The following is a 22,154-nucleotide window of genomic DNA, read 5'->3' as shown; positions in this document are numbered from 1 at the left end:
CCATTAAGATGGACTCATGAGCATATTACTGACTGACAAAGAATACGAATCCCTGAGAGTATTGGAAGATCCGGGGTATAAGAAACTGGAAGCCGCCCTCCTGCGGCGCTGTTTGAAAAGAAGCCGGACTCCCGGTCTCGGAGACGACGAAACAACAACCGAGTGGTATTACCATGTCTGTGAGTATCTGAGTGATGGTGCCATGGCGTACCGTTTGACTGGAAATGAACAGATCGGTCGTTGGGTGAAGGCCATCACCTTGGACCTTATTGCCAAGACTGAGGATGAATGGATCGGCCCCTGGTACAGGGATCATCTGACAAAACCATCTCTGGGACATCTGGAAACGGCCCATCTCTCCATCGGAGTTGTGGCCGCCGCCGACCTGGGAGCCGATCTGTTTTCAGAGGATGAAATGAAAAGCATACGTGCTTTTTTGAAAAATACGGCCATGCCCCTCTGTTTGAACTGGCTGAACTTTGCAGAAAGGCTGAACAACTGGCGCTGTATCCTCAGCGGTGGCCTCGCCTTCTGTGCCGCTTATCTGGATGACCGGGACATGATGGAACGGGCCTGTCTGGAATTCAATGTCTGCATCGAGCAGTTCCAGCCCGATGGGACTTCCGCAGAGTCCTTGCAGTATGGAAATTATGCCGCCTGGGGATTGATGATGGTCTATGAAGCCCTTGTTCGGAAGGATCCGGCCTATAAAACAAGAATGTCTCCCGACCGTTATGGAAAAAAAGTAAAATGGGATGCCTACAGCCATCTTTATCACAAACCACTATCGGGATTTGGCCCTTATGACCGTCCTCGTGCTGTCAATTTCAACGATTGTGCTTCTACCTACAGACCCACTGGGGACATGCTCCTGCATATCTCCACCAGGTGCGGTGAGTCCATGCCTGTGGAAGCAGCTTTGGCTTCCAGTCTGTTTGATCTTCACTATAGAAATATTGAAAACCTGGATCTGGCACCCCATGATCTGGCCTGCTTTGGTATGTATAATGATTTTGGATTCCTCAGCTTTCCTCTCTATCTGGGAAAAGCATCCGCCAGGGCTCTGAAAGACTGCGGCTGGGAGAGCGATATGTACTTTTCCAATGGGGATATGATTGTCAGAGAGTCCTTTGACAGCCCCACGGTTCTGGCTATCCGATCTTCGGGAGAAGAGTTGTACGGACCCTCCCATATCCATGCAGATCTGAATCATTTCATGCTGGTCTATGGCAAGGAGCGTTTCCTGGCCGATCCCGGGCACAGCTGTTACCGCAATACTATCCACGAACTGGATATTGCCACCGCTTTTCATAATACCTGTACCTTCCTGGTTCCTGATGCCGCATTTGATAATCAAAAGGATGTACGCCAGGAAGACATGTTTAAACTCAAGATCTTAAGCCAGGATGCATCATTGCTGCGAGGATTCTCCAAGGGAAAACCCGAGCCTCCGGTTAAACGCCCTGGTGGAAAACTGGTGCAGGAACGCCGCGGGAATACCTTTGTTTATACAAGTGAAGCCGGGGGTGTTTACGGAGCCCCCATAAAGAGTTTTAAACGGACCTGGATCCTCTGTGGAACTCAAATGCTGTTTGTTGTTGATGATATCGAGAGCGTCAGTCCTGTGAAAACCATCTGGAACTGGCAGTTCAACAACCGAGACGGAGCCCTTGATTTTACAGTGGATACGCCCAACAGCTTTACTGCCTATAGGGGTGACAGCGGAATGCGGATGTTTCACTGCTCCGAAGATGCGGGATTGATGGGACCCTATTATGCCCACATTCATGATTTTTATCACCCTTCTCCTGCTCAGGAAGCTGAGGGGAAATCCGGGTCGGGTCAGCTTTACCGCTGGACCGAAAAGTCATCAAAGACCAGCCGTCGCAGAGTGCATGCCATAGCCATGGCTCCTGCCGGAGAAGTGACGGACTGGTCTCTGGACGTTAAGGGAGACCAGTTTTCTCTTCTAGAGAAAGGGGCGGTCCGTTCCTCCCTTCAGCTCTCAGGAGGCAGCATGCTGTTCAGATGGGATAGGGAGGAGTGGTCTCTTTAATTCGTTCTCTGAAGATCATAGAGGAATCGGCATGGGACTGGTTCCTTTTTTTGACTTTGAACCATCCATGATATAATCTGATTTCAAAAGCAACTTTCAGGAGGACGGTCTGATTATTGATTTTTCCATTGATTCTTTTGATTTTGTCGTTTCCCGTGAACCCGATAGGGAATGGAAGATTGAAAGCCTGTCTCATTCGGAACTCTGGGTCATCGCCTATGCCATCGAAGGGAAAGCCCATTACCGTGTCGGTGATGAAGCTTTTACCGTGAGTCAAGGTGATATGGTCTGTTTTGCTCCCGGCTGTCTGCATGATGCCTGGAGTGATCCGGAAGATCCCTGGCGCTTCAGTTCCGTCGGGTTCAGCCTGAAAGGAATGAATGAAGAAAGTGCCGCCTACCTGGCGGGGATTCCCCATTTCTTCCGGCTGCCCAATCCCTTTCAGGTTGCCGCCCTGATGGAAGAACTTTCCCATGAATGGTCCGGAAAACGCCTGGCCTATACCCTCCGCTGCCGCTCCATTGTTGAAGAGATTCTCTTCTCCATGATCCGGTCCCTGGATCAGGAGGTTCAACAGAAATCAGTCCCTCATGTGCATGCTATTCAGGAGATTTGCCGTCTCATCGAAAACCGGCCTGAGAAAAGCTGGGCCGTCAGTGACCTCTCCGGCAGGGCCGGTCTCAGCGCTCCCTATTTCCGCCGGCTCTTCAAGCAGGTCACCGATCTGACTCCCGTACAATACCAGCATTGGGTGAAAATTAACAAAGCCAAGGACCTCCTTCTCTCGGGGGAGTGCAATGTCAGCGAGGCAGCGGATCAGCTGGGATTCGAAAACGTCTACTATTTCAGCCGTCTTTTTAAAAGAGTGGCTCATGTTAATCCTTCGGAATTCCTGCGGCGCTGATTTATGATCAAATCGTATAAACATTGACTCCTTCGTTAATGGTCTGTCCCCTCAAGGGAGTCTACAATTGACTTAACAAAATCAAGTAGGGACCGATCTTGTTTAATCTAACAGTGATATGCCGTCCCTCTCAAGGATATAATGTATGAAAAAATTGAACGGAGAAGTACTTGTACTCATAGGATCAACCGGCGGTATCGGATCGGCCATTTTAGAAGAAGTAGCGGGAGATTCTGTAAAACTGGCCCTCGCTTCCAACCAGCCGGATCTTTTAAAAGAACAGGCTGCCGCCGAAGAAGCCAGGGGACACAAGGTCTTTGCCCGTGAACTGGATGTTACAGACGAAGCCGCTGTTAAATCATTTCTCTCAGATGCCAAGGCGCAGCTGGGATCTCTTGATACACTCATCAACCTGGCAGGTCTCAGCATTCCCGGCAAGGTTCAGGACCTGGATGTGGAAAAATTTGATCTCATGATGGATGTCAATGTGAAAGGAACCTTTCTTACTTCCAAGCATTTTATGAACCTGGTGGATGTAGAAAAGGGTGGAGCCATCATCAACTTTGCTTCCATGGCTTCCAAAAGAGCCAATGGGGGAGCGCCCCTCTACTGTGCGGCAAAAGCGGCAGTCACCATGATGAGCCAGGCCACACAGATCAATGCCATCGAAAAGAATGTCAAGGTCAGCAATGTCTGTCCTGGTGCTGCAGACAGCCCCTTTTGGGGAGACCGCAAGGTGCCCCGTGAGCTGTTTTTGAAGACCAAAAATGTCGCCGAGGTCATCTATTTTATCCTCACAAGAGAAAGCAATGTTGTGATTCAGGATATAGAGTTCGAAAGCTTTGACAAGATGAAATAATTCCCTCAGGTAAGTAAAAATATCAGCCCTCATTCTACGGCCTTTGAATAAGGTATGGGGAGGGTGGGCTTTATTAAAAAGGAGAACCCCATGGTAAAAAGTGAGATTTCGGGACGGCATGAACTTTGCCTCCATGACCCCACACCCGGATATGAACGAATCAAAAAAACAGCCCTGGCTTATGTTGATAAAATGAAAATAGGAGATGCTCCTGGTCAGTATGCCAAGGAAGAAGGGGAGGGAGAGAGCCTCTACGGCTCGTATCACGGCTTTCATATCCTGGACTTATTCGGCGAGGCTCCCACAGACAGGGCTGTCCTGAAACACTGGGCAGAGCAGTATAAAAAACACCAGACCAAGTGGGGACACTTTGCTCATGATCCAGAGAATGATAGGCAGCGTAGCCCCGAAGAGATGGACCCTTTGTGGCATTACACAAGGGGGAATACCTGGTCTCTGTACCTCTTGGGAGAAAAACCCGATTACCCTTACAACTTCCTGGAGCCCTTTTTTGACAAGGGTTACATGTATAATTATATCAAGCGTTATAACTGGAAAAACTCCTGGGCTGCGGGAAACCAGATCTGTGCCGTGGCCACGGCCATGATGGGAGCCAGAGACTTCTTTGGCGAATCCCGGGTGGATGAGATTCTGGAAAAGGAAATGTATCCGGCTCTGGAGGAACTGCAGGATCCAAAGACAGGTTACTGGGGGACTCAGCTGGGAGCGGATATCTGGAACGGTCAGTTCGGTACCATCCATGTGCTGCCCATGTATTTTGCCCAGGGCTGGCCTGTCCGGTATCTTAATGAAAGTGTGGATACCACCTTTGAAACCCAATTGAAAGACGGTTCCTTCTGGGCGGGTGGTTCTGACTGTCCCGACTTTGACGGAGCCTATATGCTCCTGAATCTGGCCCGTATGACTGACTATAAAAGTGATGAAATACGAAAGGCGGCCCGTTTGTATCTGGACCATGCACTGATGCATGAAGATGAAAAGGGCGTCGGATTCCGCTTGCACCGGCGAGGCAGCAAATATGCTGAATGGAAACCAAGACCCCACTGGATCTGGAAAGAGGGAGAATCGGAGGTCAGTGCTGAACATAGAGATGATGATATCAACAGGACCCACATTATGCTGGGCAGCTGGTTCTATCCCCTGTCCATAGCTTTAGTCTCTATGATTCTGGGGGACAGCGGCTACGAAGGTCCCTACAGACTGAACCGCAAGTCTCTGCATCAGTGCAATTTTATGAGCTGATTGTATTTTCTATCCCGGTATCAATATATTGCCGGGGATAATCAAGTTTTTACACAAGGAGAAGGTATGAAATCCCTCGTTTATAACAATGCGAAATTACTGACTGTAGTAGATAAAGAGATCCCGGAGGCTGGTTCCAGTGAAGTTGTCATCAAGATTGCCTATTGCGGAATCTGCGGAACTGACCGCCATATCTATCATGGCATAATGGATGAAAGAGTGAAGCCTCCCATGACATTCGGTCATGAAATGTCCGGAACTATTCATGAACTGGGTGCCGGTGTGACAGGCTATGAAAAAGGACAGAAGGTGACCGTCCGTCCATTAGATCCCGATAAGGATTGTATTGCCTGTAGGATGGGATACTCCCATATCTGCCAGAACCTTAATTTTATTGGTGTCGATTCGGAAGGAGCCTTTCAGCAGTACTGGAAAGTAAAAGCTGACATTCTTCATGCACTTCCAGAGGATATGGATCTGGAAGTGGCTGCTCTGACGGAACCTCTGGCCGTAGCCTGCCATGATGTATCACGTTCAGGTTTAAAGAAAGGCGACCGGGTAGCCATAATCGGGGGAGGACCTATCGGTCTGCTAATCGCCCTTCTGGCTCAGTTGGACGGTGCTGATGTCAGGCTTTTGGAAATCAGTAAGGAGAGAAGGGATGTTGCTGAGGACATGGGTATCAAGACTATAGATTCCCTTACTGTGAATCCTGTAGAAGCAGTATTCCAATGGACTGGAGGGGATGGAGCAGATATTGTTTTTGAAGTATCCGGTTCAAAGCCCGGTGCTGCTTTGATGACCGGCCTTGCCCGTCCCCGTGGTGTCATTGTTTTGGTGGGAATCTTCGGAGCTCCAGCTGAGGTTGTGCTTAAGGAAATCTTTCTCAGAGAACTTGATATCCGTGGAGCCAGGGTGTATCAGTCAGAAGATTTTGACAGGGCCATCAAGTTGCTGCATGAAAATAAGGCTCCCTGGAGAAAGGTTATTTCGAAAGTTGCATCACTGGAAGATGCACAATCCTGCTTTGAATCTCTGGATGAACAGGCAGATCTTATGAAAATACTCATTAAGGGTAATTAAAATTTTAGTGTATTCAATCATGTTCTGGAATTCATCAGGGTTCCGGTTCTGTAGAAGGAGAAAAAGATGTTTAATGAACTAAGCTTTGATTTGTCAGGAAAGGTGGCCCTGGTCACCGGTGGTTCCTATGGTATTGGATTTGCTATCGCCAAGGGACTGGCTACATTCGGTGCCAAGGTTGCTTTCAATGATATCAATCAGGATCTGGTAGACAAGGGATTGGCAGCATACAAGGAAGCAGGAATTCCCGTAAAAGGGTATGTCGCAGATGTGACTGATGAAGATCAGATGGTCGACCTGGTGAAACAGATTGAATCAGATCTGGCTCCTATTGATATCCTTGTGAATAATGCAGGTATCATATAACGTATCCCCATGCATGAAATGACAGCAGAAGAGTTTCGCCAGGTCATAGACATCGACCTGACTGGCCCGTTTATTGTGTCTAAAGCTGTTTTACCTTCCATGATGAAAAGAAACTCAGGAAAAATTATCAATATCTGTTCCATGATGAGTGAATTAGGGCGGGAAACTGTATCCGCTTATGCTGCGGCAAAGGGAGGTCTGAAAATGCTAACCCGTAATATCTGCAGTGAATACGGGGAGTATAATATTCAGTGTAACGGTATTGGTCCAGGATACTTTGAGACTCCTCAGACTGCTCCTTTGAGGACTCCCGAACATCCTTTTAACAAATTCATTCTTTCCAAGACTCCCGCGGCCAGATGGGGAAAGACTGATGACCTGATGGGGCCTGCTGTATTCCTGGCATCCAGTTCATCTGACTTTGTTAATGGTCATGTCCTGTATGTTGACGGGGGAATCCTGGCTTATATCGGGAAGAATCCCATAGCTTAAATTAACCTTTGTTTGAAGATAGTACCGGAACAGCTGGGTCGTTGACAATCTGATCCGGCGCTCAGGTTTCAGTTCTCCAGGACCTTCCGGATTCCTGATCATAAGTTAGATCCCCGTTCTGCTGTAGCGTCTTCATCCATATAGATCCCCGGATGGGGACGCATTTCAAAATGAGATCCTCAGCCCGGAATATCTTTTTTCTTGGGGACAATGTGCATGTGGTAGTGTTCCTGTTTATCACCGTAGGCGGCATAATTGATATTGTCAGGGGAGTTGAAGTGGGGTAACAATCGGGGGTCACTCCGGCGCTTCAGGAGCAAACTCATCTGGTCTTCATCAAAATACAAACCTAGCAATGGGGTTCTCTTGTTCTTTAGGGTGCTCATTCTTTCCTCTATATTGAGAATCTAATTATTCCATCCTTAGCTTCAGAACACCATGGTGCAAACAGAATTTTATTTGGACTTTTCGATTATTGTTTTTACTACTTTTGCAGTCATTGACTTTTTGAATCAAGTGAATAAGCATTGGTTAATAAGGGATTGTAAAATGGTTAAATGGGGAATGATTGGTGCTGGAGATGTGTGTGAGCGGAAATCGGGACCGCCTTTGTATTTACTGTATAATTCTGATCTGATTCTCGTTCACAGACGAAACAGGGATGCCGGGGAAGACTTTGTGCAGCGCCACGGTCATGGCCGCTATGTCTCTTCCTTTGATGAATTGATTTCTTCTCCTGAAATTAATGCCATCTATGTGGCGAGCCCCCATCCTCTTCACCGGGAACATACAATGAAGGCCCTGGAAGCTGGTAAGCATGTTCTGGTTGAAAAGCCCATGTCTATCGACAGTAAAGGTTGTGATTCCATGATTGCCGCTGCGGATAAATCAGGCTGCTCCCTGGGAGTGGCATATTATAGACGGGGCTATCCATCGATCCGCTACATTGCCGATAAGCTCAGAGAAGGGATTATCGGGACCCCGGAAGCTCTTTATTTTTGTAATGAATTTCCAACTTCCCACCGCCTTGATCTGGTACATTATTTTTTTGGAGAGATTGCCAGCGCCGGGATCGGCGGCAGCACGGATGATCCCTTCCTCCCGGCACGGAGGATTCCCTATATTGAAGCTTTGACTCATTCCGGTGTTACTGTCCGCATGGCCATGGGCTGGTTAGAGACAGGCATGCCCGAAAGCCTGATCATTCAGGGGAGTAAGGGAAGGATTTACCTCCATGATTTAAAAGCGGGACAGATGATCTTTCAGGTAGACGGTCAAGAGCGCTCTGTTCATGTGGGTGGGCTGCGCTATACCCATTGGGGACTGATAGATAATTTCAATAAAGCCGTAGAAGGAAAAGAAGAGTTGCTCTGTGACGGGATAGAAGGACGGAAATCCTCGGTCATTCTTGATCATCTGGCGACCTGTATTGACGGGGAAGGGATGAAAAAGGTCAGCTACGGCTGAATTAATAGGAGTCGATTCTGCATAAGGGCGTATCCTTTCAAAAAAGAAAGCTGTCTTTCCTGGGGACTAGTCACTGATTCCATCCAGAATTTTTCTGACCTCCAATGACAGAAATTCCCCCTGCCTTCTCCGCACGGGCAGGGAAAAGTGGATATGATCGTCGAATATCTCATCACCTTCCAGTGACGCTGTAAATCTTCTCAGGTCTATGACCGGCAGCTCTGCCTGATGCATTACATCCAGGGCAATACTGTTGAAGAGTTCTCCATCGGCTTCATGTCGTTTAAATTCTTTTTGAAGAGTGTTGTGCCGGATCTCATCAAATCCCGTAGTTGTAATCCAGATCAGTGTCATTCCACTATCTTTACAAAGTTTTGTGATGGCTGTCAGATTCTTTTTATACTCATCAGTTGTTACCTGATACCCCGACTGACTCTCATACCGTTTTATATCATGTAGCCCGCAATTGAGGAGAAGGGTTTTCGTCTGGGAAAAGGGGAGCTCGTTTTTCAGGTATTCGAGAACCATGGCCGAATCTCCACCATTGGCTCCTCTGGGGAAATCAAGATCTTCCAGATCCCTGGCAGTTCCGTCTTTTCCAAAAATAGTCCAGGACGATCCAAGATGGTGGATTAGAAAAGGTCTGTAATGGATTGATATGGAGTCTCCCAGGAGAAAGAAGGATTTTTTTTCTTGCTTCATAATTAATTCTATCATCAAAATGGCAGGAAGGAATGAGTAATCTATAGGGATATGGATTGCTAAAGCCAGGTCTGGCTCGATTATTACCCTTTTCAGTTGTAACAAAGTGGATATACCATTTACTTACTAAATTAAAGGAGTATTCTAATGAAAAAGTTAATGACCATCTTATTGGCCGTCCTGCTCTCTTCCGCTGTATTTGCTGCAGGTCAGCAGGAAGCCGCACCAGCAAAAGTTGTTAAACAGTCTACCGAACCTATCACACTGCGTTTTGGTGCTGTTAACCCAACAAACCACCCCTTCCTGCAGGGCGCACAGTTCTTTGCTGATGAAGTAAAGAAGAACTCAGGGGGTAGAATTACCATAGATCTGTATCCCTCCAGCCAGCTGGGTGGAGTAAGCGAAATGGTACAGGCCGTACAGGTCGGAGCCCTGGACTTTACTTTTTCAAAGCCCGGAACCATCGCGGATATGGGCGTCAAAGAGGTCTATGTCTATGAGCTTCCTTATGTTTTCAGAGACGAAGACCATCTTAACAAAGTTATGCTTGGTGAAGTGGGAGAAAAAATTCTGGCCAGCGTTCAGGCCGGTGGTACAAAGCTGGTTTCCCTGGCATACCATTCAGACGGTGCCAGAAGCTTCTTTACAACAAAAAAACCCATTAAGAGTCTGGATGACATGAAAGGTCTGAAAGTAAGGGTTCAAAACATTCAGATGTTTGTGGATCTCATGGAAGGCTTCGGTGCTTCTGCCACACCCATCGCCTACAGCGAACTGTATTCAGCACTTCAGACCGGCGTTGTTGATGCTGCTGAAAACCCCGTTGCTGGTTACTACACAAACAACTTTTTTGAAGTGGCTCCCTACTTTACCTTCGATACACATACCATGGCACCCAGTCTCATTCACATGTCTGAAATCTCTTGGAACAAGCTGAGTTCTGCAGATCAGAAGATCATCAAAGATGCTGCTGTGGCCAGTACAGGTTTCGTTAAGGAATTTGTAGAAAGGAAAAACAAAGAGTATATTGCCGATATGGAGTCCAAAGGGGCAACGTTTTATGAACTGAGTGACAAGGACGCATGGATTGAAGCCGCGACCCCCGTATTCTATCAGTACGGCGCCGGTCTGACAGATCTGATCAAAGAGATTCAGGCTGTAAAATAATTTAATAAACTGAAGGACAATATAGTACCGGCCGGAGCTGCGGCTCCTGCCGGTTTTTTTGTCGGGAGAACAAAATGACAACCAACAGCAAACTGCCCCGCAGTCTGATGAAGGTAATGGAGGGCATGTATGAGTCGATCAATGCCCTCTGCAGTGCCTTGATGACTATGCAGATAATCGTAATTACGATCGTCGTATTCGGACGTTTTGTCCTGAATAAAAGCCCCGCCTGGGGAGAAGGGATTTCCCTTCTCTGTATGGTCTGGTTTTCAATGCTCAGCATTGCCATCGGGATCAGGAATGAAAATCATATCCGTATCACCTTGCTGGAACAGTACCTTCCTTCCAAGTGGAAGAACGGCATTGCTATCTTTAATGACTTGACAATCATCGCCTTTGCCATCTTTCTCTGTGTGGAAGGATTTAAAGTTGTTGAACTGAATAAAAACTGGATTGATTCAGCTATTGGCATATCAAAAGGCTGGTTGTATCTCTCTGTTCCCGTAGGGGGCATCCTGCTGGCGGCCATGCTCAGCTTCAAACTGATTTTTGAAATATCCACAGGAATTTCTCCCAAGGAGGCTAGAAATGCCTGATCCAAATATTGCCATTGCCATATTACTGGGGAGCTTTCTGCTCATGATGTTTCTCGGGCAGAGAATTGCCCTGGCAATGGGAATCTCAGCAGTACTCACTACTCTTTATCTCGAAATGCCGGTGCAGATGATTGCCATCAATCTCGTAAAAGGAGCCCATGTTTTTGTTCTTCAGGCGGTCCCTTTTTTTGTTATTGCCGGTGCCCTTATGGGTGAAGGTGGAATTTCCAACCGACTCATTGTTCTCTCCAAGGCTCTCATCGGCTGGATGCGGGGAGGCCTGGCTATGGTGAACATCCTGGCCAGTATGTTTTTTGGGGGAATCTCAGGATCTGCCTCAGCCGATACGTCTTCTATCGGTTCTATCATGATTCCTATGATGAAAAAAGATGGGTACGACGGTGAATTCGCCACTACTGTTACCATGGCGAGCTCCATACAGGGGCTTCTTGTTCCTCCCAGCCATAATTTTGTCATCTTTGCCATGGCTGCCGGAGGTGTGAGTATCGGTAAGCTCTTTATGGGAGGCCTGGTTCCGGGAATCTTCCTGGGTATCGCCCTTATGGTCTACTGTTATGTTTTCAGTGTTCTGCGGAAGTATCCCAAGGGTGACAAGTTTGATCTGAGATTCGCCTTGAAATCAACATATGACTCTTCCTGGGGGCTTCTGACGGTCCTCATCGTTGTTGTTGGAGTTGTCGGCGGGATCTTTACGGCAACAGAAGCCGCGGCAATTGCTGTCATCTGGTCACTCTTCGTCACATTTGTGATATACAGGGAAATCCCTTTAAGGTCATTCTTCAAGATCTTGCGGACCTCTCTGGAAACCCTGTCCATCGTGATGATATTGATTGCCTCAGCCGGTGCTTTCGGCTGGCTTGTTGCTTTTCTGAAGATACCGGCACTTTTTGCCAGCGGAATCATGGCTTTAACCAGCAGCAAGTTTGTTATCTTAATTCTGATTAACCTCCTGCTCCTCTTTCTGGGGACATTGACTGGTATGTCGGCACTTATTGTTATTATGACCCCCATTCTTCTGCCTATCGTTCTGGAAATGGGAATGGATCCTGTGCATTTTGGTGTAGTCATGATTCTGAATCTGGGTATCGGTTTGATTACACCTCCTGTCGGAGGGGTTCTGTTTATCGGCAGTGCTATATCCCGCATCCCCATTGAGAAATTGTCCAGGGCGATGATTCCCTTTTACCTGGTCATGGTGAGCGTTTTACTGGCCATAACCTATATTCCGCAGATCGTAATGACTCTGCCGAATCTCTTCTATCAATAAAGTCTCCTTCTCCACCGGGGATAGTTGTTATCCGCTATCCCCGGAGGTATGGCGGGTGTTATACTTGTTCCACAATGGCATTTAAAACAAAGATCCGATCAATCAGAAATCAATTTCTCATTAAACTCCTGTTCTTATTGTTTACTGTTTTTGCAGGATACGGAGCCTCCTTCGGGGCCTATGTCCTGGTCATCAAGGAGTACAGGATCATGATGGAACGCCACTCCCGTATGGCCCGGTTACCCATTGAGCTCGGCCATATGATCGATGTGTTCGAATCTTATATCCTCCAGAGGGACCCCTCTCTAATAGAGCGATATGACCAGGGATTAGACCGGGTGAATGAGCTTTTGAGGGCTGAACACTTTTACGCTATCACGCCTCCGGGCACTCCTGCCTATTCCATTTACAGGCGCAGTCTGCTGGGCATGGTGGAATATTATGATAATTCCGCCCGTACCATTATGAGTCTTGAAAAATTCGACGATGCTACATTTCTGGAAATGAGTTATTTGAAGACCCAGGCTGTCTATATTGTTGTCAGGGCCCAGGAACTTGTTGTGGCCTATCTGGATGCCTCCAATGAGGCTCATGAGTCCTTTTTATTGAAATGGCAACGGACACAGGGGCGGCTTTTCGCAGTTCTGGCTATCCTGCTGCTTCTCGACTTTGGTACTGTCCTATTCTTTATAAGGGATTTGTCATCCCATCTGTTTTCTGTGGAAAATGCAGCAAGGGAACTCTCTCTTAAAAACTGGTTGATTCCAGATTTAAGAGAAACCCGTTACAGCGAGCTGAAATCTGTTGGAGATGCCTTCAATGACATGAAGAAGAATATCATCGGCTTCGTTGAAGACATCGAGCATAATGCCCAATTGGATGCTCTCTTGAATAAGGAAAAACTGGCTGCTTCCGAAAGGGAAAAGACGCACAGAGAAACCCAACTCCGGGCACTGCAGCTGCAGATCAATCCTCACTTTCTGTTCAATACCCTGAATATGGTTGGACGGAGCGCCATGTTTTTGGATTCTGATGTGACAGTGTCACTTGTGGAATCTATTTCGAGTATCCTCCGCTACAGTCTGGATAATGAAGGAAAAGAGGTCTTCTTCAGCAAAGAGCTGGGCGTACTGAAAGCCTACATCCTGATTCAGGAAGTTCGTCATGGAGACAGAATTCGTTTTCTCCTTGATATTGATGAGGCGGGACAGGATGTTTCGGTTCCTCCCATGATCTTACAGCCCCTTGTCGAAAATTCCATTACTCACGGATTAAAGGATGTCACTGAAAATGGTTTACTCCAAGTTTCCACGGTGATACAGGAAGGATTCCTGAATATTGAAGTCCGGGATAACGGATGCGGCATTTCAGAAGAATCCTTGGCGAATCTCTGGAATAGGAGAGGGGATGAATCCCGTAAGGGAATCGGTGTCACCAATGTCCGGGACAGACTGGAGCTGTCATTTTCCGAGCGTGCCGGCTTTGCCATTACCAATGCCCCCGAGGGAGGCACCATTGTGAGTCTCAGGATTCCCTGCAAAGAGCGGCTGGCATGATACGCTTGATAATTGCAGAGGATGAGGCCCTTGAAAGAAAGGCACTCCGCAGTTTAGTGGAAGCTGAGTTCTCTAAATCCATAGAGATCATTGCCGAATGCGCTACAGGCCGTACTTTTCTTGAGACCGCTCTGGAGTTGGACCCTGACCTGATGCTGGTGGATATTGAAATGCCCGAAATGTCGGGTCTGGAGGCTTTGAATCTTCTCAGGGAGAATGGTCTCTCCGGGGAAGCCCTGATATTAACGGCCTATAGTGAGTTTGATTATGCCCGATTGGCTGTCAAATATCAGGCCGCCGATTACCTCCTCAAACCGATTTCACGAAGAAATTTTTCCGAATCCATCAGAAAAAGCATGGAGAGGATCGATAAAAAAAAGCAGGAGGTCCCTGGCCGGAATCAACGGTCCCAGGAACGGGAACTTATCTGGCGTCTCCGGCATCCCGGACCGGAATTCAGAACCAATCTGAATGAGTTGTCACAAATCCTTAAAATGAAAAACACCCCCTTCTATTTTCATTCTCTGCCCCTGGCCCGCAGAAGCGGCAGACCTTTGTTGCTCTCCCTGAAAACACGGTTTGACGGAATGGGCTGTGATTGTTTTGGAGCCTGTATTGCCGGTGCGGCAGAACTCATTATTCAGAGCCGGGAAGGAGAGATCTCCCCGGGGAAGATCCTGAATGCCCTTGAAGACAACAATCAGGATTCTACCCTTCTTCCTGAGCCTCTGCTATTGGGTCCTCATACGGACTTTGGAGATTTAGTCCGTGAAATAAACGAGAAATCGCTCCGGGAACGAGAATCCCCCTGGGTTCCCGGCTCCCTGAGCCGTGTGAGTCTGGAACGTTCCCTGGGGGATGATCTGGTTGAGGGACGGCTTCATCTGATTCATGGAAAGCTGGCGAATCTTTTTCAATACAAAAAAGCTGTCGCAGGTCCGGGAGAAGCAAGAAGCTATGCATTGGAACTTATCACCGTCATCGACAGGCGTCTGATCTCTCTCTTTGCGGTGCGGTTCGACTCCCTCGATCCGGAAGTTCTCACACCCCGCTTGAATGACTTTAGCGAGACTGGCGAAGTTCTGGAGATTCTGGACAGCCTCTTCTGCGATGTGTCCCGGCAGATCAGACAGACCCACCGCACACGGGAGCAGCGCCTGGTCGGAGAAATCCGGGCATTTCTGGAAGATCACAGTGGAGAACCACCTTCTCTGCAGGAGGTTTCAGACCGATTGAAAAAGAGTCCCAGTTACATCAGCCGCTGTTTCAGGCGGGTCACGGGGCTGAGCTACAAGGAATTTCAAATCATGCACCGCATGGAAATGGCGAAAGAACTCCTTCTGACCCCGGGCATGACCGTCGCCGATGCCGCCGCCGCCACGGGTTTTGCTGATCCCAATTATTTCAGTAAGGCCTTTAAGAGGGAGACCGGCCTGTCTCCCCGAGCCTATGCGGATGGCGAATCGTATAAATAATCGCTGTATTGTGAATGGTTTTCTGTCCCAGGGGCAGGCTATGATGGTCCCATGAATAGTGCCATATACTTCCTGCCTATCGGGGCTGCGTTTATCATGTCCATAGGTATGTTGATGGCCAAGTCTGTTCTGAAGCAGACAAACTCAATCACCTTTATGTTTTTCAGGTCATTTGCCGGTCTGGCAGTTGCTCTGTTTTTCATTCCTTTAGTCTCTCTGGCAGAAGTTCCACATTCATCACTCCTGCTCCTGCTCCTGTCGGTCGTTCTTGTACCATTTTCAATGAATCTTCTCTTTTTTAATGGAGTTGAACGGGGTGATATCGGTGCCCAGAATGCACTGCTCCAGATCACCCCTGCCTTTGTTGTCATATCAGATATTCTTATACTCTCACATCGTCCCGGAATGCTTTCCTGGACAGGATTGGGGCTTATCATTTTTGCTGTAATGATTCTGGCTGGTTTTTTGTTCAGGCGAGGCTCTTCCCCGGGAACTACTCCTCTCTCCGTATTCTTCGGAGTCGCTTCCGCGGCTGTGAACGGTGTAAATTTGGTGATCCTTTCCATCATCCTGCCGGATCTGGGGAGGCCTGCTCTATTGATTGCCCAGAATCTTGCCAATGCTCTTCTCGCTGGCATCCTGTTTTTCCGACTGGGTGGGTTCAGCACTCTCAAGCCGATGAAGAATCGGGGGAGGATTATACTTCTTTCCCTCCTCAATGGGATACTCGTCCGGGTGGTCTATTTCAATTTCAGACTGATTTCGCTGGAGACGCTGGGGCCTGTTGTGACATCAGCCCTCCTGTTGACACAGGTCTTGTTTACTTTGATCCTTTCGGCATTAATCCTGAAAGAGAAAGCGACTGCCCCCAAGATCTGGGGAGTGTTCCTTATTGTCGCCGGTGCACTTGTGGTCACTTTGGGCAGTTTCTGATCCTATCCCGGAATCAGGATTTCCCTAATGAACCATAACCTGATGGGGGCGGCCAATGGCCACCTCTCTGATTGTAGAGACTGTAATCGGGGGACCTTTGATATTCCTTGTCAGGAAGCCCCTGTAGGGACGCATCTTGAATCCATTGGCTGTCCTCTTTATACAGGCGGGACATGAGCTCTTTTTGTAACTCTTTGAGCTTGTCCGCGTGGTCCGCTTCTCCTGATAGATTATGCAGCTCTGTCGGATCTTCCTGTAAATCAAAGAGCTGACTGTAGTTTCCCAGAGGATAATAGATCAGTTTGAAACGTCCATCATGGATCATGCGGCTGGCCGTGTCCCCTTCGCCGATCTCTCCATACAGATAGGATCTTTTTTCATCCCTGACAGCACTCAAGCCCTCCACAGAATCGGGTATTATTAGGCCGCAGAGATCCAGAAGGGTCGGCATAACATCAGCCAGACAGACCAGTCTGTTGTCAATTTGTCCGCGTAATTTTTCAACAGGTTTTCCTGAAATAAGGCAGGGTATATTGGCCGATCCTTCATAAAAAACTCGTTTTGCAAGCATCTTGTGATTAAAGAGCATATCTCCATGGTCGCTGATAAACATGATGATTGTGTTCTCTAATAAGCTCATCTCCCGGAGGGTTCCTATAACCAGACGGATCTGATGGTCTATATGGGTACAGAGGCCGTAGAAAGCCCTGAGGGCATCAGTTTTTTCCTTCGGGGAGTAATGGTCCGTCTTGTCGGTGAGAGCTTTCAAGGCATAACAGTTATCCCCGTTCCAGTCTCCAGTCAGGGGTTCGGGAATCTCTTCCTTGCTGTAAAGGTCAAAATAGTGCTGCAGGGGAACCAGAGGAGGATGAGGGGCCGGGTAGGAGAGGTAGTAAAAGCCCGGTTTTCCGGGATCTCTCCTTTTGAGAACCTTAATCATTTCCCGGGTGATCCAGTTTGTCTGATGAGTTTCCTCAGGCAGGTGCCAGGGACGGCTCTGGTAGTTGTTATTGCCCATCCCGTGCATGAATTCCTGCCCCGTATACCCCTGCTCTCCCAGCCATATCTGATAATCATCCACCACGCCGAAATCGTAACGGGCTTCTTCAGTTATAAGAGCATCATCGAAACCTATGCGGTTGCGCTGAGGGTATACATGGAGTTTTCCTACGGCAAATGTCTGGTATCCGTTGTTTCCGAAGGTTTCTGCCAGTGTGGGTACATCGGGCATCTCCATTGTATCGGTGTAGACCCTGTCCCCATGTGTCCGGGGACTGGTTCCTGTCATCAGGCTGCGCCGGGCGGGAATACAGACTGGGCATTCCGAGTAGGCATTCTGGAATCGAATTCCGTCCCTTGCCAATGAATTCAGAGTGGGAGTCAGTAGGGAAGGATGACCGGTGATTCCCATGAGAGACGCAGGCCAGTGATCCGTATTGATAAGGAGGACATTAGGTTTATAGGACATGAATATTCCTTTTGTGTATCTTTCTGTCTTATTTTACTCTTTTTCGGGATGATCCTGTAGGGTAATTTTCGTTCGGTAAGAGTAATATCCATACTTGGGTCTTAATTTTTATTGTGAACCAGGCATGAACTGGCGGACAGAGACAACAGGCTCAGAAACGACTATTCTTTAATTGCGATAAAGATCACCAGACTGTGATCTATTACCTTATTAACCGCCCCGGACTCTTATCACTGACTTCCAGGCCCTTCTCTATCATCACCCGGCCATTGACGATCACCTTGTCGATGCCGGTGGGCGGGAGGGGAATTCCCTTTTCTTCTCTGTCTGAGATACTCTGTTCATCCAGCACCACAAGGTCGGCGAAGTAACCCTCTTTGAGGTATCCCCGTTCGGCAATTCCCATCCTGTCGGCGGGAGCCCCGGTCATTTTTCTGACGATCTCTTCCACCGGGAGCAGATTGTTTTCTCGATTGAGCCTGAAAATACGGGGGAGCGAACCGTAGATGGCCGGATTGTTCACACCCTCCCGTTCTACCCAGGCATCCGTTTGAAAATGGGACAGGGGGTGGGCAATCATTTTGTTCATAATCTCAGGGTTGGAGTAGCGTTCCATCAGGACCCCGGCCGTTCCGTCACTCACCCGTAGCAGGTCGCAGAGGGTCTTGAATTGACTGGACTTTCTCTGCCGGGCTATGTGAGAAAGGTACATTCCATTGTATTTTTTCCAGTCGGGATGAACAGCATTGGTCACCCGGATATGTTCATAGCCAAAGCCTAAAACCAGTTCCATCGCCATAGTCTCTAACCGGAGCCGCTGGATTGCCCAGGGGTTTTTAAGGTTTTTCCCGAGATGGGTGCGGAACCATTCGGGAAGGATGACATTAATCCGGCTGGCCCCCAGGGAATATCCAAAAGTATCAAAGGCAATATCGACGCCTCTGTTCCAGGCATCATCGAATAGTTTAAGGGCTTTATCAGCACTTTTCCAGCTGAGGGAGCCCACAAAAATGAGATGGGAAAACTGGAGTCTTACCCCTGTTTCTTCTGCCAGATCTATCATATCCTGAATGGCCAGCAGGTGGTGGGCTGTACCAAATGGTTTAATAGGATACTTACCCGAGACAGCAGAAGCTGCCCGGGGATGAACGGCCAGCACTTTCTTATGGGAGGCGACCAGTGCGGCTACGGCCTTAAGCTCTTTTTTGTCGGCAAAAATTCCCGGTTCATACTGCAGACCCAATGAGACTCCGGCGGCCCCCATATTCAGGTTGTCTTCCAGCAATCCAAGCATCTGTGTCAGTTCTTCATCAGTCAGAGGGTTGGCATCATAGCCCCTTATTGAGGTTCGGACAGTGCCGTGTCCCACATAGCAGAGCAGGTTCAGAGAGCTTCCGTTTGTCTGGATATGATCGGCAAACTCGTCTATATCTTTCCAGCAGAGAGTTGACTTTCCTGAACGAAAGAGGTTATTGGTCAAGAGTTCTCTGTAGGGGTGGGAGACGGGGAATCCGAAAACGCTGTAACCGCAGTTTCCTCCCACAGCCGTGGTGATTCCCTGCTGCAGGAAGGGCAGGATCAGGGGGCTGCTGCCTTCATTCCCGGTGAACCAGTCCAGATGGGAGTGGATATCGATAAATCCCGGAGTAATCAGGGCGCCCTTGCAGTCATACTGAAACACATCCCTCTCGGGAGGCTGGGTCTGAATCTTTATGATTCTGTCCTCTTGTATCAGAATATGCCCGGCATAGATCTCAGACCCGGTTCCGTCTGCGATTCTTCCCCCGGTCAGCCAATACTGTTTCATAGCTGTTCTTTAACCTTTAGTATGCTGTAAAGGGTTTCATTGACCGGTACGGGTATCCCCTGTTTTCCGGCTCTGCGGATCAGCTCTCCGGCAAAGGAATCCAGCTCTGTTTTCCTTCCGGCTTCTATGTCCTGGAGCATGGAGGTCTTGCCATCCGGACCCAGAGTCTCCAGCAGTTTGTACCAGCGTTCCAGGTCTGATGTTCCGAGTTGAATCCCCTCGGCTCCGGCGACTTCGATCGTTTCCAGCATTGCCTTGTTCATTAACTCTCTTAGCTGAGGCTCTTTTTGAAACAAGCCGTAAGTCGCGGAGCATACCGCCGATACCTGATTCACCCCGATGTTGATCATCCACTTGAACCAGAGTTCTCTATGAATATCCTGTGGGATCTGATATTCTATGTCACAGGAGTTCAGGAAGTTTGCCACCCGCAGAAGCTCCTCTGTTTCACTGTTGTCTTTGCTGCCCAGCAGGATCTTTCCTTTGACTGAAAAGTTCAAATCAGGGCCGATCTTGACCGCATCCATTCCCAGGGCGGCAGCATAAAGCACGGTAGACCCGGGCAGTGCCGCTTCCAGAATCCCCTCACTGCTGATGCCGTTTAAGACAGACAGGATGATGGTGGATGGACCTGAGGCCGCCTGGAGCAGGGGAAGGATGGAATCCATATGATAGTTCTTGACGGCTATCAGGATCAGATCGGGTTTGAGCTCCTCCAGGAGAGGATTTCGTGTATGAAAGCGGATGCCCTTTGAGTTGATTTTGAATTCTGTCCTATTGAGTGAGTCGAAACGTTCGGGACCGGCCAGAAAGTAGCAGGCCTCCCCCAACTGTTTTTGAATGGATTGTAAATAGAGGAGACCCAGGGCTCCGGCTCCCAGGACTGCTGCCGACCGAATGGTTTTCATGATGAATCCTAACAGTGATTTCTAGTCAATAGCATACCCTGTGTTCCAGCTGCTGACCAGTGCTTTTACACTCCCAGTTCACTCCAGGCTTCCCTGAAGAGTCTGAGGGTCCTCCCAGGGTGTTTCGATTGCCGTGTTACAGCTGGCTGACAGGATAAAACGGTGACGATAGGGTTTCATCCGGGCAAATAAATTGTTCATAGATATGACTGCAGGAATATTGCGGATTCAATTTTCTTCATGAACCGGGGTCTCTTCCAGCCCGGTCAGACGTTGAGCTCTGATTCTGCGAGTCTGACCAGTGAGAACATACTGGAAGAATTGTATATACTGATTCAACAAATATATTTAGGAGGAACTAGTCTATGTCTTATCTTGAATTAGCAAAAAAGCGGTATTCCGCTAGGAATTTTACAGAAAGATCCGTTGAATCCAAAGATCTTGAAATGATCCTTGAAGCCGGAAGAGTGGCGCCCACAGCAAGTAATAATCAGCCCCAGAGGCTTTTAGTGATTCAGAGCGAAGAGGGTCTCAATAAATTACGTAGGGCTGCCAGGTTTTTTAAGGCTCCCACCATGATTGTGGTCTGCGCTGATAAAAGGGAAGCCTGGGTACGGGAGTATGATCAAAAAGACACAAGTGATATTGATGCTTCAATTGTGACGGACCATATGATGATGGCCGCAACCGATCTGGGGCTGAATACCCTCTGGATGACATGGTTCAATCCAGCGGTCATCAAAAAGGAGTTTAAGATTCCTTCACATCTGGAGCCCATCAATTTACTGGCCATCGGGTATAACGGGGCAGATCCAAAGTCTTCGGACAGGCATAGTGAAACACGAAAACCCCTGTCTGAAACTGTTTTTTTTGAAAATTTTTAAGACTGAAATAAAATATCTATCCTGTAGAGTGACTTTAGTCTTCCACTATTGAATCATCAAGAAAAAGGTTGTGATCACCACACTTGTATGGTAGTATTTTTATGTATCATGTCAAATGAGTTTTGTAGTGGAAAAAATTATTATTTTACTTTCTCTTTCTACTCTTCCCGTTGTCAACCTCTTTGCTGCAGAAGTCAAGATTCTTGCTGTGATGGATGACAGTGGCGATGTTCTGGATGTATTCCTGGAAGATTTTATCAAGGAAACCAGACCCTTCTATCTCGCCATAATCGTCCTGGTTATTGTGTTGATATTCATCCAGAATATGGTTATGTATCTTCCTAACCCTGTATATTAAAAGGAATAATAAATTTATGAAAATGAGTCTAAGGTGGTTCGGGAAAGGGTATGACAGCATTACCCTGGAACAAATTCGTCAAATTCCCGGTGTGGGTGGGATTGTCACAACCCTTTACGATCAGGCACCCGGTTCGGATTGGCCTGTAGAGGATATCCGGAAGATTAAAAAAGATGTCAGCGATGCAGGTTTGTCCATCTATGGAATGGAGAGCGTTAATATTTCCGATGAGATCAAGGTGGCTCATGGAGACCGGGATCGGCATATAGAAAATTATATCAGCACTCTGAAAAAACTCTCAAACGAGGGTATCAATATGGTGTGCTACAATTTTATGCCCGTCTTTGACTGGACCCGGTCCGAACTGGCCAAGGTCCGTCCCGACGGTTCTACTGTTCTGGCCTACGACCAGGAAAAAGTAGATAAAATACATCCCAAAGAGATGTTTCACAGGATGGATGGTGAATCCCAGGGATTCAAGATGCCCGGTTGGGAACCCGAACGGATGGCCAAGGTAGAAGA

The 22,154-nt window shown here is 48.0% G+C and carries 22 protein-coding genes and 1 pseudogene; 16 read left to right on the top strand and 7 right to left on the bottom strand.

Annotated elements, in window-relative coordinates; genetic code table 11:
* Positions 1-16 precede the first annotated feature (16 nt).
* Positions 17-2,056 carry a heparinase II/III family protein gene (locus tag PF479_RS00190; protein WP_298001015.1) on the top strand — a complete coding sequence of 680 codons (2,040 nt, stop codon included), beginning with the start codon at positions 17-19 and terminating at the stop codon, positions 2,054-2,056.
* On the opposite strand, the gene PF479_RS00185 is transcribed toward PF479_RS00190, so the two are convergent.
* Positions 2,025-2,252: a hypothetical protein gene (locus tag PF479_RS00185; RefSeq protein WP_298001014.1), complete on the bottom strand. Its 228-nt coding sequence runs from the start codon at positions 2,250-2,252 to the stop codon at positions 2,025-2,027. The two genes, PF479_RS00190 and PF479_RS00185, sit on opposite strands and share 32 nt — an antisense overlap.
* Here PF479_RS00185 and PF479_RS00180 point away from each other — a divergent pair.
* From PF479_RS00180 to PF479_RS00160, 5 genes and pseudogenes are all read left to right on the top strand, one after another.
* On the top strand, positions 2,166-2,960 hold the full coding sequence (locus PF479_RS00180) for an AraC family transcriptional regulator (RefSeq protein ID WP_367277186.1): 795 nt from the start codon (positions 2,166-2,168) through the stop codon (positions 2,958-2,960). The genes PF479_RS00185 and PF479_RS00180 overlap by 87 nt on opposite strands.
* Positions 2,961-3,105: 145 nt before the next feature.
* Entirely contained in the window at positions 3,106-3,819 is a 714-nt protein-coding gene (locus PF479_RS00175; protein ID WP_298001012.1) for an SDR family oxidoreductase, read from the top strand.
* A 90-nt stretch (positions 3,820-3,909) separates the two neighbouring features.
* Positions 3,910-5,082 (top strand): hypothetical protein, encoded by a 1,173-nt coding sequence (locus PF479_RS00170; protein ID WP_298001011.1) that lies wholly within the window; start codon positions 3,910-3,912, stop codon positions 5,080-5,082.
* Positions 5,083-5,148: 66 nt separating this feature from the next.
* Complete coding sequence (locus PF479_RS00165; RefSeq protein ID WP_298001009.1) at positions 5,149-6,165, top strand: alcohol dehydrogenase catalytic domain-containing protein; 1,017 nt, start codon at positions 5,149-5,151, stop codon at positions 6,163-6,165.
* A gap of 66 nt (positions 6,166-6,231) precedes the next feature.
* Positions 6,232-7,023: pseudogene (locus PF479_RS00160) on the top strand (gluconate 5-dehydrogenase).
* A gap of 179 nt (positions 7,024-7,202) precedes the next feature.
* Here the strand turns inward: PF479_RS00160 and PF479_RS00155 are convergent.
* Positions 7,203-7,409 carry a hypothetical protein gene (locus tag PF479_RS00155; RefSeq protein WP_298001008.1) on the bottom strand — a complete coding sequence of 69 codons (207 nt, stop codon included), beginning with the start codon at positions 7,407-7,409 and terminating at the stop codon, positions 7,203-7,205.
* Between the two features lie 163 nt (positions 7,410-7,572).
* Here PF479_RS00155 and PF479_RS00150 point away from each other — a divergent pair, with 163 nt between their 5' ends.
* Positions 7,573-8,490: a Gfo/Idh/MocA family oxidoreductase gene (locus tag PF479_RS00150; RefSeq protein WP_298001006.1), complete on the top strand. Its 918-nt coding sequence runs from the start codon at positions 7,573-7,575 to the stop codon at positions 8,488-8,490.
* Positions 8,491-8,556: 66 nt separating this feature from the next.
* Here the strand turns inward: PF479_RS00150 and PF479_RS00145 are convergent, their stop codons facing one another.
* Positions 8,557-9,192 (bottom strand): SGNH/GDSL hydrolase family protein, encoded by a 636-nt coding sequence (locus PF479_RS00145; protein WP_298001004.1) that lies wholly within the window; start codon positions 9,190-9,192, stop codon positions 8,557-8,559.
* 147 nt (positions 9,193-9,339) lie between these two features.
* On the opposite strand from PF479_RS00145, the gene PF479_RS00140 reads away from it, so the two are divergent.
* The 6 genes from PF479_RS00140 (at position 9,340) to PF479_RS00115 (ending at position 16,207) form a co-directional block, all read left to right on the top strand.
* Positions 9,340-10,359 carry a TRAP transporter substrate-binding protein gene (locus tag PF479_RS00140; protein ID WP_298001002.1) on the top strand — a complete coding sequence of 340 codons (1,020 nt, stop codon included), beginning with the start codon at positions 9,340-9,342 and terminating at the stop codon, positions 10,357-10,359.
* 74 nt (positions 10,360-10,433) lie between these two features.
* Positions 10,434-10,955, top strand: coding sequence for a TRAP transporter small permease (locus tag PF479_RS00135; RefSeq protein ID WP_298001000.1), 522 nt, complete (start codon positions 10,434-10,436; stop codon positions 10,953-10,955).
* Positions 10,948-12,243 carry a TRAP transporter large permease gene (locus PF479_RS00130; RefSeq protein WP_298000998.1) on the top strand — a complete coding sequence of 432 codons (1,296 nt, stop codon included), beginning with the start codon at positions 10,948-10,950 and terminating at the stop codon, positions 12,241-12,243. The genes PF479_RS00135 and PF479_RS00130 overlap by 8 nt, the downstream gene beginning before the upstream one ends.
* 74 nt (positions 12,244-12,317) lie before the next feature.
* Positions 12,318-13,799 (top strand): sensor histidine kinase, encoded by a 1,482-nt coding sequence (locus tag PF479_RS00125; RefSeq protein WP_298000997.1) that lies wholly within the window; start codon positions 12,318-12,320, stop codon positions 13,797-13,799.
* Positions 13,796-15,274, top strand: a complete 1,479-nt coding sequence (locus PF479_RS00120) for a helix-turn-helix domain-containing protein (RefSeq protein WP_298000995.1) — start codon at positions 13,796-13,798, stop codon at positions 15,272-15,274. Before PF479_RS00125 ends, PF479_RS00120 begins: the two co-directional genes overlap by 4 nt.
* Positions 15,275-15,325: 51 nt before the next feature.
* The gene (locus PF479_RS00115) at positions 15,326-16,207 is read left to right on the top strand and encodes a DMT family transporter (RefSeq protein WP_298000994.1); all 882 of its coding nucleotides are present in this window, start codon (positions 15,326-15,328) and stop codon (positions 16,205-16,207) included.
* 13 nt (positions 16,208-16,220) lie between these two features.
* On the opposite strand, the gene PF479_RS00110 is transcribed toward PF479_RS00115, so the two are convergent.
* The 4 genes from PF479_RS00110 to PF479_RS00095 form a co-directional block, all read right to left on the bottom strand.
* Positions 16,221-17,675: a sulfatase-like hydrolase/transferase gene (locus PF479_RS00110; protein ID WP_298000992.1), complete on the bottom strand. Its 1,455-nt coding sequence runs from the start codon at positions 17,673-17,675 to the stop codon at positions 16,221-16,223.
* 202 nt (positions 17,676-17,877) lie between these two features.
* Positions 17,878-19,482, bottom strand: coding sequence for an amidohydrolase family protein (locus PF479_RS00105; RefSeq protein ID WP_298000990.1), 1,605 nt, complete (start codon positions 19,480-19,482; stop codon positions 17,878-17,880).
* Entirely contained in the window at positions 19,479-20,390 is a 912-nt protein-coding gene (locus PF479_RS00100) for a ketopantoate reductase family protein (protein ID WP_298000989.1), read from the bottom strand. Before PF479_RS00100 ends, PF479_RS00105 begins: the two co-directional genes overlap by 4 nt.
* A gap of 78 nt (positions 20,391-20,468) precedes the next feature.
* Complete coding sequence (locus tag PF479_RS00095) at positions 20,469-20,591, bottom strand: hypothetical protein (RefSeq protein ID WP_298000987.1); 123 nt, start codon at positions 20,589-20,591, stop codon at positions 20,469-20,471.
* A 164-nt stretch (positions 20,592-20,755) separates the two neighbouring features.
* Between PF479_RS00095 and PF479_RS00090 the strand changes: the two genes are divergently transcribed.
* From PF479_RS00090 to PF479_RS00080, 3 genes are all read left to right on the top strand, one after another.
* Complete coding sequence (locus PF479_RS00090; RefSeq protein WP_298000985.1) at positions 20,756-21,274, top strand: nitroreductase family protein; 519 nt, start codon at positions 20,756-20,758, stop codon at positions 21,272-21,274.
* Between the two features lie 127 nt (positions 21,275-21,401).
* The gene (locus PF479_RS00085; RefSeq protein WP_298000983.1) at positions 21,402-21,632 is read left to right on the top strand and encodes a hypothetical protein; all 231 of its coding nucleotides are present in this window, start codon (positions 21,402-21,404) and stop codon (positions 21,630-21,632) included.
* Between the two features lie 16 nt (positions 21,633-21,648).
* Positions 21,649-22,154 (top strand): mannonate dehydratase (locus tag PF479_RS00080; RefSeq protein WP_298000981.1); only part of this gene is annotated, 506 nt, incomplete at its 3' end.

The sequence above is a fragment of the Oceanispirochaeta sp. genome, assembly GCF_027859075.1.
GTDB lineage: Bacteria > Spirochaetota > Spirochaetia > DSM-2461 > DSM-2461 > Oceanispirochaeta.
Note: the sequence above shows the minus strand (reverse complement) of the source record. Positions and strands in the feature narration are given on the sequence as shown.

Excerpts from the sequence above, each read along its gene's own strand:
- PF479_RS00190 (WP_298001015.1), top strand. The coding sequence starts at position 17 with ATGAGCATATTACTGACTGACAAAGAATACGAATCCCTGAGAGTATTG.
- PF479_RS00185 (WP_298001014.1), bottom strand. The coding sequence starts at position 2,252 with ATGAGACAGGCTTTCAATCTTCCATTCCCTATCGGGTTCACGGGAAAC.
- PF479_RS00175 (WP_298001012.1), top strand. The coding sequence starts at position 3,106 with ATGAAAAAATTGAACGGAGAAGTACTTGTACTCATAGGATCAACCGGC.
- PF479_RS00170 (WP_298001011.1), top strand. The coding sequence starts at position 3,910 with ATGGTAAAAAGTGAGATTTCGGGACGGCATGAACTTTGCCTCCATGAC.
- PF479_RS00165 (WP_298001009.1), top strand. The coding sequence starts at position 5,149 with ATGAAATCCCTCGTTTATAACAATGCGAAATTACTGACTGTAGTAGAT.
- PF479_RS00155 (WP_298001008.1), bottom strand. The coding sequence starts at position 7,409 with ATGAGCACCCTAAAGAACAAGAGAACCCCATTGCTAGGTTTGTATTTT.
- PF479_RS00150 (WP_298001006.1), top strand. The coding sequence starts at position 7,573 with ATGGTTAAATGGGGAATGATTGGTGCTGGAGATGTGTGTGAGCGGAAA.
- PF479_RS00145 (WP_298001004.1), bottom strand. The coding sequence starts at position 9,192 with ATGAAGCAAGAAAAAAAATCCTTCTTTCTCCTGGGAGACTCCATATCA.
- PF479_RS00140 (WP_298001002.1), top strand. The coding sequence starts at position 9,340 with ATGAAAAAGTTAATGACCATCTTATTGGCCGTCCTGCTCTCTTCCGCT.
- PF479_RS00135 (WP_298001000.1), top strand. The coding sequence starts at position 10,434 with ATGACAACCAACAGCAAACTGCCCCGCAGTCTGATGAAGGTAATGGAG.
- PF479_RS00130 (WP_298000998.1), top strand. The coding sequence starts at position 10,948 with ATGCCTGATCCAAATATTGCCATTGCCATATTACTGGGGAGCTTTCTG.
- PF479_RS00125 (WP_298000997.1), top strand. The coding sequence starts at position 12,318 with ATGGCATTTAAAACAAAGATCCGATCAATCAGAAATCAATTTCTCATT.
- PF479_RS00120 (WP_298000995.1), top strand. The coding sequence starts at position 13,796 with ATGATACGCTTGATAATTGCAGAGGATGAGGCCCTTGAAAGAAAGGCA.
- PF479_RS00115 (WP_298000994.1), top strand. The coding sequence starts at position 15,326 with ATGAATAGTGCCATATACTTCCTGCCTATCGGGGCTGCGTTTATCATG.
- PF479_RS00110 (WP_298000992.1), bottom strand. The coding sequence starts at position 17,675 with ATGTCCTATAAACCTAATGTCCTCCTTATCAATACGGATCACTGGCCT.
- PF479_RS00105 (WP_298000990.1), bottom strand. The coding sequence starts at position 19,482 with ATGAAACAGTATTGGCTGACCGGGGGAAGAATCGCAGACGGAACCGGG.
- PF479_RS00100 (WP_298000989.1), bottom strand. The coding sequence starts at position 20,390 with ATGAAAACCATTCGGTCGGCAGCAGTCCTGGGAGCCGGAGCCCTGGGT.
- PF479_RS00095 (WP_298000987.1), bottom strand. The coding sequence starts at position 20,591 with ATGAACAATTTATTTGCCCGGATGAAACCCTATCGTCACCGTTTTATC.
- PF479_RS00090 (WP_298000985.1), top strand. The coding sequence starts at position 20,756 with ATGTCTTATCTTGAATTAGCAAAAAAGCGGTATTCCGCTAGGAATTTT.